The following is a 15,438-nucleotide window of genomic DNA, read 5'->3' as shown; positions in this document are numbered from 1 at the left end:
GATCAGGCGTTGAACTGCAGCGCTGCCAGGCCGGCGTACACGCCGCCGCGCGCCACCAGCTCGGCGTGCGTGCCCTGTTCCACCAGGCGGCCGTGGTCGAGCACCACGATGCGGTCGGCCTGCTGCACGGTGGCCAGGCGGTGTGCGATCACCAGCGTCGTGCGGTCCTTCATCGCCGATTCCAGCGCCGCCTGCACCATGCGCTCGCTCTGTGCGTCCAGCGCGCTGGTGGCTTCGTCGAGCAGCAGCAGGGGCGGGTTCTTCAGCATGGCGCGCGCGATCGCGATGCGCTGGCGCTGGCCACCGGAGAGGCGTACGCCGCGCTCGCCCAGGAAGGTGTCGTAGCCCTCGGGCAGCCGTTCGATGAACTCGTCGGCGAACGCAGCGGTGGCCGCGGCACGCACCTCGGCGTCGCTGGCGTCGGGCCGGCCATAGCGGATGTTCTCCATCGCGCTGCTGGAGAAGATCACCGGGTCCTGCGGCACGATGCCGATGCGCTGGCGCAGGTCGTGCAGGCTCATGCGGTCGATCGGCACGCCGTCCAGGCGGATGCTGCCAATCGCCGGGTCGTAGTAGCGCAGCAGCAGGGCGAACACCGTGGTCTTGCCCGCGCCGCTGGGGCCCACCAGCGCCACGGTCTGCCCCGGCTGCACGTCCAGCGTAAAGCCGCTGAGCGCGGGCTGCGCCGGGCGTGAGGGGTAGTGGAAGCTGATGTCGTCGAACACCAGCGCGCTGCCGCCCTTCGGCGCTGGTGCCTGCAGCGGCTGCGCGGGCGACTGCACGGGGGATGCGCTCGCCAGCAGTTCCATCAACCGTTCGCTGGCGCCCGCGGCGCGCAGCAGGTCGCCGTACACCTCGCCCAGCACCGCCACCGCGCCCGCCAGGATGATGATGTACACGACCGTCTGCCCCAGATGCCCGGGCGTGATCGTGCCCGCCAGCACCGCCTGCGTGCCCTGGTACAGGCCCCAGAGCAGCAGCGCGGCGGTGCTGATGATGATGAAGGCGACCATGCCGGCGCGCGCCCTGGAGCGGCGGATGGCGGTGTGGAAGGCGCTCTCGGTCGAATCACCGAAGCGCCGTGCCTCGCGGTCTTCGGCGGTGTAGCTCTGCACGATGGGAATGGCGTTGAGCACCTCGGCCGCGATCGCGCTGGAATCGGCCACGCGGTCCTGGCTGGCGCGCGAGAGCTTGCGCACGCGCCGCCCGAACCACATGCTGGGCAGCACCACCAGCAGGATGATCAGCAGCACCTGCAGCATCACATAGGGGTTGGTCCACACCAGCATGATCAGCGCGCCCAGCCCCATCACGCCATTGCGCAGGCCCATGGAAAGCGACGAACCCACCACGGTTTGCACCAGCGTGGTGTCGGTGGTCAGGCGGCTCAGCACCTCGCCGGTCTGCGTGGTCTCGAAGAACTGCGGGCTCTGCCGCAGCACGTGGCTGTAGACCGCGTTGCGCAGATCGGCCGTGATGCGCTCGCCCAGCCAGCTCACCAGGTAGAAGCGCGCGGCCGAGAACAGGCCCAGCGCCACCGCAACGGCAAACATTTCGAGGAAGTGGCCGCGCAGGCTCATGGCTTGCGCGCTGCGGTCGTCGGCCACCAGGCCGCTGTCGATCAGGCCGCGCAGCGCCACGGGAAACAGCAGCGTGGCGACCGCCGCGAGCACCAGGAACAGCGCGGCCAGTCCGATCTGCGTGCGGTAGGGCCGCATGAACGGCAGCAGGCCGCCAAGCGATGTGGGGGAGGAAGCCGGGGGGCGGTCTGAAGGTGTGGGGGAGGCCATGGGCGAGAGTGTGCCGGGTTTCGGAATGGCGGGTGGACAGCCGCTGCAGGGCAGGTGTGCCGCGCAGGGCAATGCTAGGATGCGCCCAAAATTTTCAACTTCAAGAGGGATGGGGATGGCACAACAGGACGATTTCGCGCCCACCGAGGCGCTGGTGGACGCGCCCGCGCAGCACCAGCCACGGCAGACGCTCGACATCCGCTTCACCGGTTCGGGCAGCGAGTACTTCCGCATCTGGATCGTCAACCTGCTGCTCACGCTGGTGACCTTCACGCTCTACGTGCCCTTCGCACGCGCGCGGCGCATTGCCTACTTCCAGAACAACACGCTGGTGGGCGGCGACCCGCTGGGTTTTCACGCCGACCCCAGGAAGATGTTCCGCGGCTACCTGCTGATCCTGCTGCTGGGCGTGGGCTACTGGGCTGTGACGAACTTCGTGCCCGGCATGGAATGGGTGGCGCTGGCGGTGTTCATGCTGCTGTGGCCCGCGCTCTGGCGCGCCTCGCTGCAGTTTCGCCTGCTCAACACCAGCTGGCGAGGTGTGCGCCTGTCGTTCCAGGGCGATCTGTTGTCGGCCTACCTGAGCCTGCTGCCGTTCTTCCTGCCGGCGCTGGCCTTCGTGCTGTTCCTGCCGGCGGGGCAGGAGGGCGAGCAGGTGGCGCCCGACGAGGTGCGGCGCGGCATGCAGGTCATCGGCATCACGGTGCTGGTGTTCGTCGCGCTGCTGCCCTGGCTGCTGGCGCGCATCAAGCGCTACCAGCACGGCGGCTACGCGTTCGCGCAGGAGCGCACGCAGCTGCGCGTGGGCAATGGCCGCTTCTACCTGCTGTTCCTCAAGACCGGCCTGGTCAGCCTGCTGGTGGGCGTGCTCGCGGCGGCGCTGCTGTTCGCGGTGTTTTTCCTCGTGATGGGTGGCCAGAACGGCGTGCGCGCGGTGCTCATTGGCGCGGTGCGCCCCGGCGTGCTCGGGCTCGTGCTGCTGGCCACGGGCGCGGGCCTGGCCTACCTGCTGTTGCCGCTGGTCACCCTGCCGTACTTCGGCGCGCGCCTGCAGAACCTGTCGTGGAGCGGCACGCAGAGCCCGAAGATCGCCTTCGCCAGCGCGCTGCGCTTTCGCGACCTGTTCCGCGTCACCCTGGTCAACTGGCTGCTCATCATCGTCACGCTCGGCCTGTACTGGCCGTTTGCCAAGGTGCGCACCGCGCGCGTGAAGCTCGAAGCCCTGTCGCTGGAGGTGCAAGGCCCGGTGGACCAGTGGCTCTCGCGCGCGCAGCAGTCGCACAAGGGCTTGCTGGGCGATGCCGCCGGCGACTTCTTCGGCATGGACATGGGGCTTTGATGGAAGGCGCCGGCCCGATCGCATCGCGCTGGTTCGACGGCCAGTCACCGAAGGCGCGCGCGGTCACGCTGCGCATCGAGGGCGACGAGCTGTTCGTGCGGGCCGAAGACGGTGAAGAACGGCGCTACCCGCTCTCGCGCGTGCGCTGGCCCGAGCGCCGCACCCACGGCCAGCGCCAGACCGAGCTGCCCGATGGCGGCCTGATCCAGCACGCCGACGCCGCCGAATGGGACGCGTGGTGGCAGGCCAGCGGCCAGCGCGAAGGTGTCGTGGTGGGCTGGATGCAGAGCTGGCGGGCCACGCTGGTGGCCATGGCCGGTACGGTGGTGTTCCTCGCGGCGGCCTGGGTCTGGGGCGTGCCCTGGCTGAGCCAGACGCTGGCGCACCAGGTGCCCGATTCGCTGGACACCCACATCGGCCAGCAGAGCCTGCGGCAGCTGGACCGCCTGTTCCTGCGCCCCAGCGAGCTGCCGCGGAAACAGCAGGACGATCTGCGCCAGCGCTTCGCCGCGCTGGTGGAGCGCGCCTACCCGCAGGGCGACGCGCCGCACTGGGAACTGGCCTTCCACGCCTCGCCCGTGCTCGGCGCCAACGCCTTCGCGCTGCCGGGCGGCTTCATCGTCATGACCGACGAGCTGGTGAAGCTGCTGCACGACCAGCCCGACGCCATCGTGGGCGTGCTCGCGCACGAACTCGGCCATGTGGAACACCGCGACGGCCTCGACCTGATGGTGCGCGCCAGCCTCATCAGCGCACTGGTGGGCGTGGTGCTCGGTGACGCCAGCGGCTTCCTTGCCACCGTGCCCGCCACCCTGGCCACCCAGGCCTATTCGCGCGACGCCGAACGCCGCGCCGACGCGCATGCCGCGCGGCTGCTGCACGCCAGCGGCATCCCGCCATCGGCCATGGTCGTTTTCTTCGAGCGCATGCTGAAGGAAGACGGCGAGAGCGAAGTCAAAGACCGACGCGATGGCGAAGACGAGCGCGGCGCGTCGCTGCCCATCGCCATCGCCAGCCACCCGGACCACGAAGAGCGCATCCGCTTCTTCCGTGAGTGGCGGGAGGACGGACCTTGATGGCGCTTCACAGCACCAGCCGCTGCGCGTAGCCCGTCATCTCCAGGTAGCCACGCCCCACGGCCTTGCCATTGCTGTCGAACAGGTCGGACAGGCCTTCCCAGTACACCGTGCCGGTGCTCGCGCGGCTGTCGAGCTCCTGCGGGTCGATCACGGCCTTGACGGTGTAGAAGTCCGCCGGCGTGCGGACCATCCATTCGACGGGATAGCGCGCGCGCGTGAGCGGGCTGGTCCACCAGCGCTGGGGTTTGAAGTCGACCTCGCCTGGGCGGAAGCGGTAGATGTCGGTGGGGCTTTGTGCGCTGCCCGCGGCACGGAACGAGCCGCCCGCCCAGACCTTGCTGCCGTCCTTGCGGCGCAGCTGGAAGGCGGTCACGCAGTGGCCGTCGAACAGGTTCATGCCAATCCAGTCCCAGCCCACGGCCTCGGGGTGCAGCAGGGCCTCGCTCCATTCGTGGTCCAGCCAGGCCGTGCCCTGCACCTCGAATCGCTCCCCCTTCAGGCCCAGTGTGCCGCGCACGGCGAGGTGCGGCTGGCTTACGTAGAAGCTCGCCTGCGCGGGGTCCGGCCCCTTGCGCGAGAGGCCGTCTTCGCCCTGCAGCAGCCAGGCCTGCTGCGGCACGGCGCCCAGTTCGATGCGAAGCTCATCACCGGTGACGCGCGCGGCGTAGCTGCCGTCGGGCGCGCGGCGCAGCGACCAGTCGCGCAGCACCACGTGGGTGTCTTCGGCGCTGGCGAACACGCCGCGCTCGGCTTGCGCCGGTGGCTCGCCGTTCCAGCGCGCGATGCGCTGGTCGTGCAGCAGCCGGCCGCCCTGCACGTCGGTGATGGCCGCGTGCGCGAACAGCAGCTGCTTTGCCGCCAGCCGGCTCTGCAAGTCCTGCGTGCCGTCCACACGGCTGCGAAAGAAGGTCACCTGGAAGCCGAACGCGCGACCCTGCGCGTTCGTCGCATGGCCGGTGAGGTACCACCACTCGGTGCGCGTCTCGTTGTGCGTGCCGTGGTCGCGCGGGAACACGAGCGGGCGCGGCTGGAGGGCGTCGCCGGGGCGCTGCTGGGCCTGCGCCTGCACGTGTGGCAGCGCCAGCGCGCCGGCGGTGGCGACGAGCAACTGGCGTCGCAGCGCGTCGTGTGCTGGGCGTTTCAACGAAACGGAATGGTGCTTGCCGCTGGTGGCCATCCGGCCATTGTCCAGTCCAATGCACGTTTGGGGGATGAAAACGTCAGATCTGACAGGTGAGTGCGAATGACTGTCATTTCGTCTTGTTACAAACCGCTGGTCGCGATGGGATCGACATCATTACAAGAGAATATCGGTGGGGAGCCATGTTGCATCTGTGTTGGCTGCGCCTGTCTCGAATGCTGAGGCTGACGACGACGTTCCCATCGATCCCCATGCGCCACTGGCGGCGTTGTGCCTGGTCGCGCGGCTCCATCAGGTCGCCTGTGAGCCCGCGGTCATCGCGCATGCGCTTGGCATTCCGAAGGCCCAGGCCGCTTCAACGAACGACGTTCTTCTGGGTGCCCGACACGTGGGCCTCAAGGCCAAGTTGACCCGGTCCACCTTGGACCGGCTTTCACAGGTCCCTTTGCCGGCGCTGGCCCTGCTTCGAGATCCCCGTCAGCCAGGCATGGCGCCTCGCACCGTTGTTCTCGCCCAGGTCAATGCGCAGCGCGTGCTGATCCACGACCCAGCAGCCGGCAGGCCCACCATCGAATCGCTGGAGGTGTTCGCCGAACAATGGACCGGCGACCTGATCCTCATCACCAGCCGGGCGACGCTGGTCGGTGAACTCGCCAAGTTCGACTTCTCCTGGTTCATTCCCGCCCTGGTCAAGCACCGCAAGCTGCTGGGCGAAGTGCTGTTCATCAGCTTCATGCTGCAGCTCTTCGGGCTGATCAGCCCCTTGTTCTTTCAGGTGGTGATGGACAAGGTGCTGGTGCACAAGGGCATGACCACGCTGGACGTGCTGGTGATCGGCCTGGTGGTCGTGGTGGTCTTCGAGTCGGTCTTGACCTACCTGCGCACCTACGTTTTCAGCCACACCACCAGCCGGATTGACGTGGAACTGGGGGCCCGGCTGTTTCGCCACCTGGTGCAGTTGCCCCTTGCCTACTTCCAGGCGCGGCGTGTGGGGGACTCGGTGGCGCGCGTGCGGGAGCTGGAAAACATCCGCAGCTTCCTCACAGGCAACGCGCTCACGGTGGTGCTCGACGTGCTGTTCTCGGTGGTGTTCATCGCCGTGATGATGTTTTACAGCGTCACCCTCACGCTCATCGTGCTGGTGAGTTTGCCCTTGTATTTCGGGCTGAGCCTGGCGATCGTGCCCATCCTGCGGCGCCGGCTGGACGAAAAATTCGCCCGTGGCGCAGAAAACCAGGCCATGCTGGTGGAGACCGTCACCGGCATCCAGACCGTCAAGGCCACTGCGCTGGAGCCCGCGTTTGGCAAACGCTGGGACGGCCAGCTGGCGGGCTACGTGTCGGCCGGCTTCAAGACGCAGAACGTGGCCACGCTGGGGCACGAGGGCATCAACCTCATCGGCAAACTGGTCAACGCCGCCACCCTCTGGTGGGGTGCCCACTTGGTGATGGACCAGCAACTGACGGTCGGCCAGTTCGTGGCCTTCAACATGTTCGCCCAGCGCGTGTCCCAGCCCATCATGCGCATGGCCCAGCTGTGGACGGACTTCCAGCAAACCGGCATCTCCATGGCCCGGCTGGGCGATATCCTGAACACCCGCACAGAAGTGCCCCCCACCAACGCGGCCCAGTTGCCGCCCGTCAAGGGCCATGTGGTGTTCGACCAGGTCACGCACCGGTACCGCCCCGAAGCCGCGCCGGTGCTGCATGCCCTGAGCCTGGACGTGGGGGCGGGCGAAGTGCTGGGCATTGTGGGTCGGTCCGGGTCGGGCAAGAGCACGCTCACCAAGCTGGTGCAGCGCCTGTATTCGCCCGAACAGGGGCGGGTGCTCATCGACGGCATCGACATCGGTTTGATCGATGCGGCCCAGCTGCGGCGCCAGGTGGGCGTGGTGCTGCAGGAGAACCTGCTCTTCAACCGCAGCGTGCGAGAGAACATCGCCATCACGGACCCAGCCGCACCCATCGAATGGGTGGTGCAGGTGGCCCAGCTGGCCGGCGCACACGAGTTCATCAGCGAACTGCCCGAAGGCTACGACACCGTGGTGGGCGAGCAGGGCAGCACGCTCTCGGGCGGACAGCGCCAGCGCATCGCCATTGCCCGGGCACTGTTCGGAAACCCGCGCATCCTGATCTTTGACGAGGCCACCAGCGCGCTGGATTACGAGAGCGAGGCCATCATCCAGCGCAACATGGCGCGCATCAGCAAGGGCCGCACGGTGCTCATCATCGCGCACAGGCTCTCGGCCGTGCGGCACGCCAACCGCATCGTGGTGATGGACCGGGGCCGCATCGTGGAGTGCGGCACGCATGACGAGCTGGTGGGCCAAGCCGAAGGGCACTATGCCCAGCTCTGGCGCCTGCAGGACGCCAGGCAGCCAGAAGGGGAGCACCCATGACCGTTGCAGAACTCCGGGCCGAGGATGCAAAGGGCTCGCCGGCCGACGGCGCCGAGCCCACGGCCGGAGCCAGTGCGCCCCGTCTTCCGCATCCATTGCGTGCGCTGTTTCGGCGCTACGCGGCCATCCTGAAGATGTCCTGGGCCCATCGCCACGAAATGGCGGGCCCGGCGCGCCTGGCCGATGAGGCGGCTTTTCTGCCTGCGGCGCTGAGCCTGCAAGAGACGCCTGTGCACCCAGCACCCCGGCGCCTGGCCTGGCTGCTCATCAGCCTGTTCCTCATCGCACTGCTCTGGGCCATCCTGGGCAAGGTCGACATCGTGGCGGTGGCGTCTGGGCGCGTGGTGGTGAGCGAGCGCACCAAGGTCATCCAGCCGCTGGAGCCCAGCGTGGTTCTGCGCGTGCTGGTGCAGGACGGCGACAAGGTGCAGGCCGGTCAACTGCTGGTGGAGCTGGACCCCACAATGGCCATGGCCGACAGCGGGAGCGTGGGCGAGCAGCTCGCACAGAGCCAGAGCGAACTCGCCCGCACCACCGCATTGCTTGGCGCACTGAGCCTGAAGACACTGCCCTCCGTCGTGCCCAGACCTGCGCTGTCGGCTTTCGAACCCGCGTTGCAAGCCAAGGTGCTGCAGCAGCTGGGCTCGGAATGGGACGACATCCGGGCGCGTCTGGGCCGGTTGGATGCCGAGATCCAGAGGCGCAAGGCCGAGCTGGCGGTGGCAGAGCAATCGGTGGCGCGGGTCGAAGCCACCTTGCCCATGGCGAAAGCGCGCGAAGCCGACTACGAAAACCTGGTCGGGCAGGGGTTCGTGTCATCCCACGCCACCCAGGACCGGCGCCGGGAGCGTGTCGAACTCGAACAAGAACTGGCCACCTTGCGCGCCAAGCGCACCGAGGTACAGCTGCTGGTGGCCGAGTCGCAGGCCGGTAAAAGCGCCTTGATGGCCGAGACCCTGCGCAACCTGCGCGACCGGCAGGCCGAGGCCCAGACCCGCGTGAGCCAGCTTGGGCAGGAATCGATCAAGGCACGACAACGCGAAAGCCTGACCCAGCTGAAGGCGCCAGTTGCTGGCACCGTTCAGCAACTGGCCATCCACACCCCTGGTGGCGTGGTCACCGAGGCCCAGCCGCTCATGGTGATCGTGCCCGAGGCCGCCGAAGTCACCGCCGAGGTGACGCTGGAGAACAAGGACATCGGCTTTGTGAGCGTTGGCCAGGACGCTGAAGTCAAGCTGGAAACCTTCCTGTACACCCGCTATGGCGCAGTGCCAGCCCAGGTGCTACGTGTGACGGCCGACGCGGTCAACGACGAAAAGAAAGGGGCGGTGTTCATGGCCACGTTGCTGCTTAAGCAGACCACGATTGACATAGACGGCAAACCCGTGCGGCTCTCACCGGGCATGAGCCTCACGGCGGAGATCAAAACGGGCAAGCGGCGCGTGATCGAGTATTTGCTGAGCCCCGTGCAGCGTGCAGGCTCGGAAAGTTTGAGGGAGCGGTGATGCCAGTCCATTTGCATCAGTCTCGGGAGCCCGCGTGATGACCAGAATTCCGGATGGAACCATGGTTCCCAAGGGCGTCCGACACCTTGGTGCGGCGAACGATTGGGATGCTCGCGGCTGTCGACACTGTGCGTGATGCACACCGAAGCAATAGTTGTTTTCTGATAGGGAGAACTGCAGTGCAAGACTACTGGTTGACGCAATACGCATTGAAGGCCACTGGGATCGGCATTTTGCTGATTTGTTTGGTGGTTATTGTTTTGGCGCTCTGGCTGCCCAAGACCCGACGGGGCAAGGGCATCGCGTTGGCAGCGGTGCTGATCGCACTCTCGGTGCCCGCCTCGAAGATTTACGAGCGAGCGCAAACCAGAGAGCAGGCGCAGACCGAGAATCGGCAACGCTACGAAGTCGCCAAAGCGCACTTCGAGGAGCGCTGCAAGACGGCGGGCGAGAAGATCTACAAGACGGTGGAGGGGGTGGAGGGGATCCGACTCTTAAACATTAGAGCCGATGGCCTGTATGGCAATGAGGCGAATCAATATTGGTCGGGCGCGGGCTTCCCTAAGGAGTCCAGTGGGAATGAGTACATCATGAAGTTTCTGTACCACCACCACGTACCAGAAAACAACCAGTCGCTTCATACGCTTCGCGCAACATCTGGTGGACTGCGCGGGTATCGCTACCTTGACGTAGAGGAAGGTAGTCAACGCTTTCGATACACGCTTCGCGCGGAATCTGAATACGTGACAGCGGCGGACCCAGTCAAGGCTCATGGTCAGCGCTCGATGAGCGATGGACCTTCTCCGCGCTATGCCGTTGGCTATGAGGACATTCAAGACCCCGAAGGACGAGCGCACTGGATTGCGGGCAATCGCGTGACCGTTATTGACACGACGTCAGGCGAACTGCTCGGCGAGTTCATTCAGTACAGCTTTGAGACAGGGTTTGGGAGTCGGGCAGGAAATCGCCAACCTTGGGCCTTTGCTCGTCAATGCCCGGAACCAAACCTTCGATCAACCACCGCGGGGCACGTCCGCTTTTTCGTCGAGAAAGTTCTCAAGCCTAAACAAGGGGAGTAATTGCCATGCCAGCCGAGATTTCCGCATATCTGAAGTACGCCAACCTCCAAATGGCGGCAGAGTCATTGTTTGGATTGCCTCGAAGCGCACTACCGGGCGTGGTCAGTACAGAGATGACGCTCCAATCGTTGACGCTGGGCAATGAGCGCGCCAGCCTATTCACCGCTCCCCAGGCCCAACAACTCATCGACGACCACTGGACAGTCGTCGAACACAAGAGCAACACCGAGACGGGGTTTAGCGGAACGCTGTTCAGAAACTCGCAAACCGGTGAACAAGTCCTGAGCTTTCGCTCGACTGAATTCGCCGACGACGCGATGCGAGACAACCAGGCCACCAACACCATGGAGATCAAAGGCCATGGCTGGGCTTTTGGGCAGATCGCGGACATGCAGGCGTGGTTCGAATCCCTGCAGGCGCGCAACCTGGTGAGCGCGCCGCTCACCGTCACTGGCTACAGCCTGGGCGGCCACCTGGCTACCGCCTTCAACCTGCTCTATCCCTCCGCAGTCACCGCCACCTACACCTACAACGGCGCCGGCGTGGGCCTGGTTGACGAAGGCCAGAACCTCACCCAGGTGATGCAGGCCTTTGCCGAGCGCAAGGCCACGGGCGCCAATTCAAGCGCGTTCACTGACGACCAGGTACTTGCCCTCTACCAGACCTGCAGCGTGCGCTACAGCTCGGGTTCGGAGTTCACCAACTGGTCCGACCGCCTTCAGCAACTGCAGGTAGACAAGGCCGCCGCACTCAGCCTGATTGTGGAAGGCAGGCCACAGGCATCGTGGCTGTACGAAGCGCTGCAACGTGTCGAAATCATGACTGAAGAGGCCCAGCGCATCGCCGCCGGCATCGACAGCGGTAGCGATGCCGATGGCGCGAAAATCATCGAGACCCAACACATCGCAGCACTAGGTCTCGACTACCAACTTGCCGTGTTGCACGCCGCGCAGTTCACCGAGGCCACTCGAACCGTCTTCGATGAATCGGGAGTGGTGGCCTATGGCCAACACGAGATCGCCCCCAATCCCATCGCCAACTTCTTTGATGTGTTTGGAGCTCCCGAGCCTTCGGGTGTTGCCTACTCTCAGATTCACTATGGTGAGCCCGTCGGGATATGGATTGAAGATCAGCCGTTGCTGCGGGGTGACGTGATATCGGAGGTGGTGGAAGCGTCTGGACTAGGAACCATTTCAGCAGACTTCAAGCTCTTGGTTGACGACTTTTCAATCAACGACTTCGGTGACACGCACAGCTTGGTTTTGCTCATTGATAGCCTGTCTGTGCAGGGTACATTTGCACACCTGCAATCGAACATCAGCATCGAAGCGCTGAGTGGCGTGTTTCATGCAGCTGATAACAAGCGGGCCTTCACAGACGTTGCCCTCAACCTGACCCCCGGCAACCAGGGCTTGGCCGACGGCAATAGCCTGGAGCGCATTGTCAACCTGCTGGCCGCGCAACTGGGCGTGGCGGGTGACTCGCTGTCGGGCAACCCCAACGGAAACACGTGGCACGAAGTCGATCCGGTGGACAGCTACAGCGGCCGCGAAACGTTGCATGAGCGGCTCGCTGCCATCAACCAAAGGATCGCCGATCTTGACCTGGCTGGTCGCGTGAGCGTGGTGCAGACTGGTACAGCCTCTGCCTCCACAGCCCGCTTGAGCTTCGGTGATTTTCTCGCGCTGCACCAGCTCAGTCCTTTTGCCTTGCGCGGTGAGGACTCAGCGGCTCAGGCTGAACTGGATTCGATGTGGCAGAGCACGCAGAGCGATCTGTATCTTGCATGGCAAGCTGACAGGAATGCCTACCTCTACGGTGATGCGGATCACGAGTACACCTACAGCGATCAATGGATCGCCGACAGAGCCACCCTGCTGCAGGCTCTCAACTCCCGCAACCAGCAGAACAATGACACGGGCCAAGTATTCGATCCACAAGCTCCCAACGGGCATGCCACTGTTCTGCATTTCGTGGACCCAGTCAGTGATGAAGCACAGACGCTGATCACACGAAGCGCAGGCGGCACGGTGCTACCAGACCAGCACGTCCTTTTCGGCGGCGATGGGGCCGACTCGTTCCCTGGCTTCGACAATGTCCGGCCCGACCACCTCTACGGTGGCGCCGGCAACGACACCCTGTCAGGCGTGGGTGGAGCCGACCACCTCGAAGGCGGCTCGGGCGATGATGTACTGGATGGCGGCGCCGGCAACGACACGCTGCTGGGTGGAACGGGCGTCGATACGCTGACCGGAGGCGCGAACAACGACACCCTACAAGGCGGCGCGGGCACTGACACCTACATCATCGATGGCTCGGTCGGCAACGACACCATCCTCGACGAGGACGGAGGTGTCATTCGCTACCTCAACCATGTGCTCTCCGGTGGCCAGGAGACGGGCCCCGGCGCGCAGGAGTGGAAAGATCAGCACGCCACCTACCGCCTCATCACCGATGGCACCCAAGAGCACCTCTTGATCAGTGTCGGCGCCGGCACGGTCACCATCCGCGATTGGACGCCCGGCCACTTCGGCATTCAGCTGCAAGGCCACCAGGCGCCCACGCCGGTGACGCCGCAAACCAACATCGCGGGTGACCTGGCCCCTCTGGACCAGGACCCGCAGGCCAATGGCGTGCAGATGGCGTACGACGCTCTGGGCAATGTCATCGTCAACGCCGGGCAAGCCGAGCCCAACCGGGCTGACACGCTCTACGACAGCGCGGCCGACGACGAACTGCGCGGCTACGGCGGGGACGACACCCTCGACGCATTCCGTGGCGGACACGACTTGCTCGATGGCGGCACGGGGGATGACTACCTCATGGCCGGGGAAGGAGACGACACGCTCGTGGGCGGCGAAGGGCTGGACCGGCTGCTGGGACAGGCCGGTGACGACAAGCTGTTTGCCGAGATCGAGCAAAGTGATGAGCAGGTGGTGGCCGACCACACTGCGGCGACGGAAGATGACGATGGCATCTCGGGCCAAGGCGACATTCTGGCCGGCGGAGCGGGTGACGACTGGCAGGTGGGTGGCCGCCGTGCCGACGTGCTGCTGGGCGGTGAGGGGCAGGACACGCTGTGGGGTGGTGCGGGGGACGACTTCATTCGTGGCGATGCCAATGCCACCGCTGTGGGAGTGGGTTGGCAATTCTCTCGCTGGGTCAGCGGTACCCATGTCTACAACCACTCACTGACCAACGTGGGCTACGAATCCCCAAGTGTCTCGGTGGGCGAAGCGGACAACTTGTATGGAGGAGCAGGCAACGATTGGCTCTTCGGCGATGGCGGTCAGGACAAGCTATATGGGGGCAGTGGTGATGACGTCCTCTTTGGCGGTTCGGGAAGCGACTGGCTGGAGGGCGGCGAGGGCGACGACGTACTTCTTGGCGACAACGGGAATGGCGGCAGTGACGGACATGGCCACGACTGGATCGATGGCGGTGCCGGCAACGACACGATGTGGGGGGACGCGGGGCACGACGTTTTGCTTGGGGGCGACGGAGACGACTACCTATCAGGTGATACAGGTGAGCCTGTCGCCTTGCACGGCGACGATTTTCTGGACGGAGGGGCAGGCAACGACACGCTCTATGGCTATGGAGGCAATGACAGCCTCTGGGGTGGAGCGGGCCACGATCTCATAGATGGCGGTAACGGTGTAGCCGGCATCACTGATGGCGACGACGAGCTGCACGGCGAGGACGGCAACGACACCATGTTTGGCAATGCCGGTCACGACACTTTGCATGGTGGTGCGGACAACGAGCTCATGTTTGGTGATGGCGAGGCCACGACTGCGCTGGATGGAAACGATTGGCTCGATGGCGGAGCCGGCAATGACAGCCTCTTTGGCGGCGGCGGCAATGACACCCTGAGCGGTGGCGAGGGCGATGATGCATTTCTCGGTGGCGAAGGGAACGATGCCCTATACGGCGGGCTGGGCAACGACCAGATGTGGGGGGAGGCTGGCAATGACTGGCTGGCGGGCGATGCGGGTGACGATCATCTGGCGGGAGAGGATGGAAACGACACCTTGGTCGGCGGCGAAGGCCAGGACGCCTTGTTGGGCGGTGCCGGCAACGACGAACTTCACCTTGACGGCCAAGACTTCGCCGACGGCGGCGCGGGTGATGACACTTATGTGATCGATGGAGGAGCCGCGACGAGCGCTTCGGGCTTGGTCTCTTTGATTCAGGATCACGAAGGCGAGAACAGAATTCTCCTGAGAGACGGCACCACCATAAGCACCGAGGGGCTTCAGGTCTTCTCTCAGAACGGTCAAATTTTCGCCACTTTCGGGGGCGGCTCCTTGATCGCGCTGACCGACGCCGCGACCCTGGAGCATCTGCACATCGAGACCATCAACGAGGCGGACCCTCAGGCGGCAGGAACAATGGTCAACATGCAGTCGGTCGTGGAACGCGACGACGCAGACGGGCGCATACGTTCCGGTGTATGGGCCGACGGAGAGATCCTCCGCACAAGCGATATCCAGGTCGCCCAGGTCCTGGCCGGAACGCGTGCGGCCGACCTGCTGGAAGGTGGTTCTCACAACGATGTGCTGGATGGTCACGCGGGCGAGGACGAGTTGCGTGGCGGTGCGGGCCAGGACGTGCTGAGCGGTGGCGCGGGTAGCAACACTTTGATGGGTGGTCTGGGGAACGATGCGTTGTATGTCGGCGCAGCAGATGAGGGTGATGCCGTCACCACCGACACCGTCGCGTTCAACCTGGGTGACGGTCTGGATCGCCTGCAGTTGACCGAAGGGGCGGACGTTTCGCAAAGGGGGTTGGTCCTTGTCTTCGGGGAAGGGATCGGTCTTGCCGACCTGAACCTTGACCTGCTGCATGGAAGCGGGGGCGCAGAGCACTGGCTCACGCTTCAACCCGGCCAGGGCATGGTGCTTGCGCCTGGCCTGGCGGAGCTGATCCAGGAGCTGCGGTTCAGTGACGGCACGAGCATGGACCGGGCCGCCTGGGTGGACTGGCTGCAGAGCCGGCAGTTCGACGGCGACGCGACGGGTGGCTCGGATGCCTACTCGGATCAAACCCTGAATGGCACGGCCAACAACGACCGTTTGCTGGGTGGCTATGGCAATGACACCGT

8 protein-coding genes are annotated in these 15,438 nt (G+C 65.2%); 6 read left to right on the top strand and 2 right to left on the bottom strand.

Translation table 11 applies throughout. The features are described from left to right. Positions 1–2: 2 nt before the first annotated feature. Positions 3–1,790, bottom strand: coding sequence for an ABC transporter transmembrane domain-containing protein (locus AB7P10_RS18365; RefSeq protein ID WP_428295288.1), 1,788 nt, complete (start codon positions 1,788–1,790; stop codon positions 3–5). A 115-nt stretch (positions 1,791–1,905) separates the two neighbouring features. Here AB7P10_RS18365 and AB7P10_RS18360 point away from each other — a divergent pair, with 115 nt between their 5' ends. Then, positions 1,906–3,129: a YjgN family protein gene (locus AB7P10_RS18360; protein WP_428295287.1), complete on the top strand. Its 1,224-nt coding sequence runs from the start codon at positions 1,906–1,908 to the stop codon at positions 3,127–3,129. After that, positions 3,129–4,205 carry a M48 family metallopeptidase gene (locus tag AB7P10_RS18355; RefSeq protein ID WP_428295286.1) on the top strand — a complete coding sequence of 359 codons (1,077 nt, stop codon included), beginning with the start codon at positions 3,129–3,131 and terminating at the stop codon, positions 4,203–4,205. The genes AB7P10_RS18360 and AB7P10_RS18355 overlap by 1 nt, the downstream gene beginning before the upstream one ends. 7 nt (positions 4,206–4,212) lie before the next feature. Here AB7P10_RS18355 and AB7P10_RS18350 read toward each other — a convergent pair whose 3' ends face one another. Next, positions 4,213–5,385 carry a lipocalin-like domain-containing protein gene (locus AB7P10_RS18350; protein WP_428295285.1) on the bottom strand — a complete coding sequence of 391 codons (1,173 nt, stop codon included), beginning with the start codon at positions 5,383–5,385 and terminating at the stop codon, positions 4,213–4,215. 205 nt (positions 5,386–5,590) lie between these two features. Here AB7P10_RS18350 and AB7P10_RS18345 point away from each other — a divergent pair, with 205 nt between their 5' ends. The 4 genes from AB7P10_RS18345 to AB7P10_RS18330 form a co-directional block, all read left to right on the top strand. After that, complete coding sequence (locus tag AB7P10_RS18345; RefSeq protein ID WP_428295315.1) at positions 5,591–7,747, top strand: type I secretion system permease/ATPase; 2,157 nt, start codon at positions 5,591–5,593, stop codon at positions 7,745–7,747. After that, positions 7,744–9,252, top strand: a complete 1,509-nt coding sequence (locus AB7P10_RS18340) for an HlyD family type I secretion periplasmic adaptor subunit (RefSeq protein ID WP_428295284.1) — start codon at positions 7,744–7,746, stop codon at positions 9,250–9,252. Before AB7P10_RS18345 ends, AB7P10_RS18340 begins: the two co-directional genes overlap by 4 nt. 179 nt (positions 9,253–9,431) lie before the next feature. After that, positions 9,432–10,331, top strand: a complete 900-nt coding sequence (locus AB7P10_RS18335; protein WP_428295283.1) for a hypothetical protein — start codon at positions 9,432–9,434, stop codon at positions 10,329–10,331. Positions 10,332–10,336: 5 nt separating this feature from the next. Further along, a partial coding sequence (locus AB7P10_RS18330; protein ID WP_428295282.1) for a calcium-binding protein occupies positions 10,337–15,438 on the top strand: 5,102 nt, incomplete at its 3' end.

Source organism: Hydrogenophaga sp., assembly GCF_050182545.1.
In the GTDB taxonomy this organism is placed as follows: Bacteria; Pseudomonadota; Gammaproteobacteria; order Burkholderiales; family Burkholderiaceae_C; genus Hydrogenophaga.
This window is presented reverse-complemented; position numbering and strand designations above follow the sequence as displayed.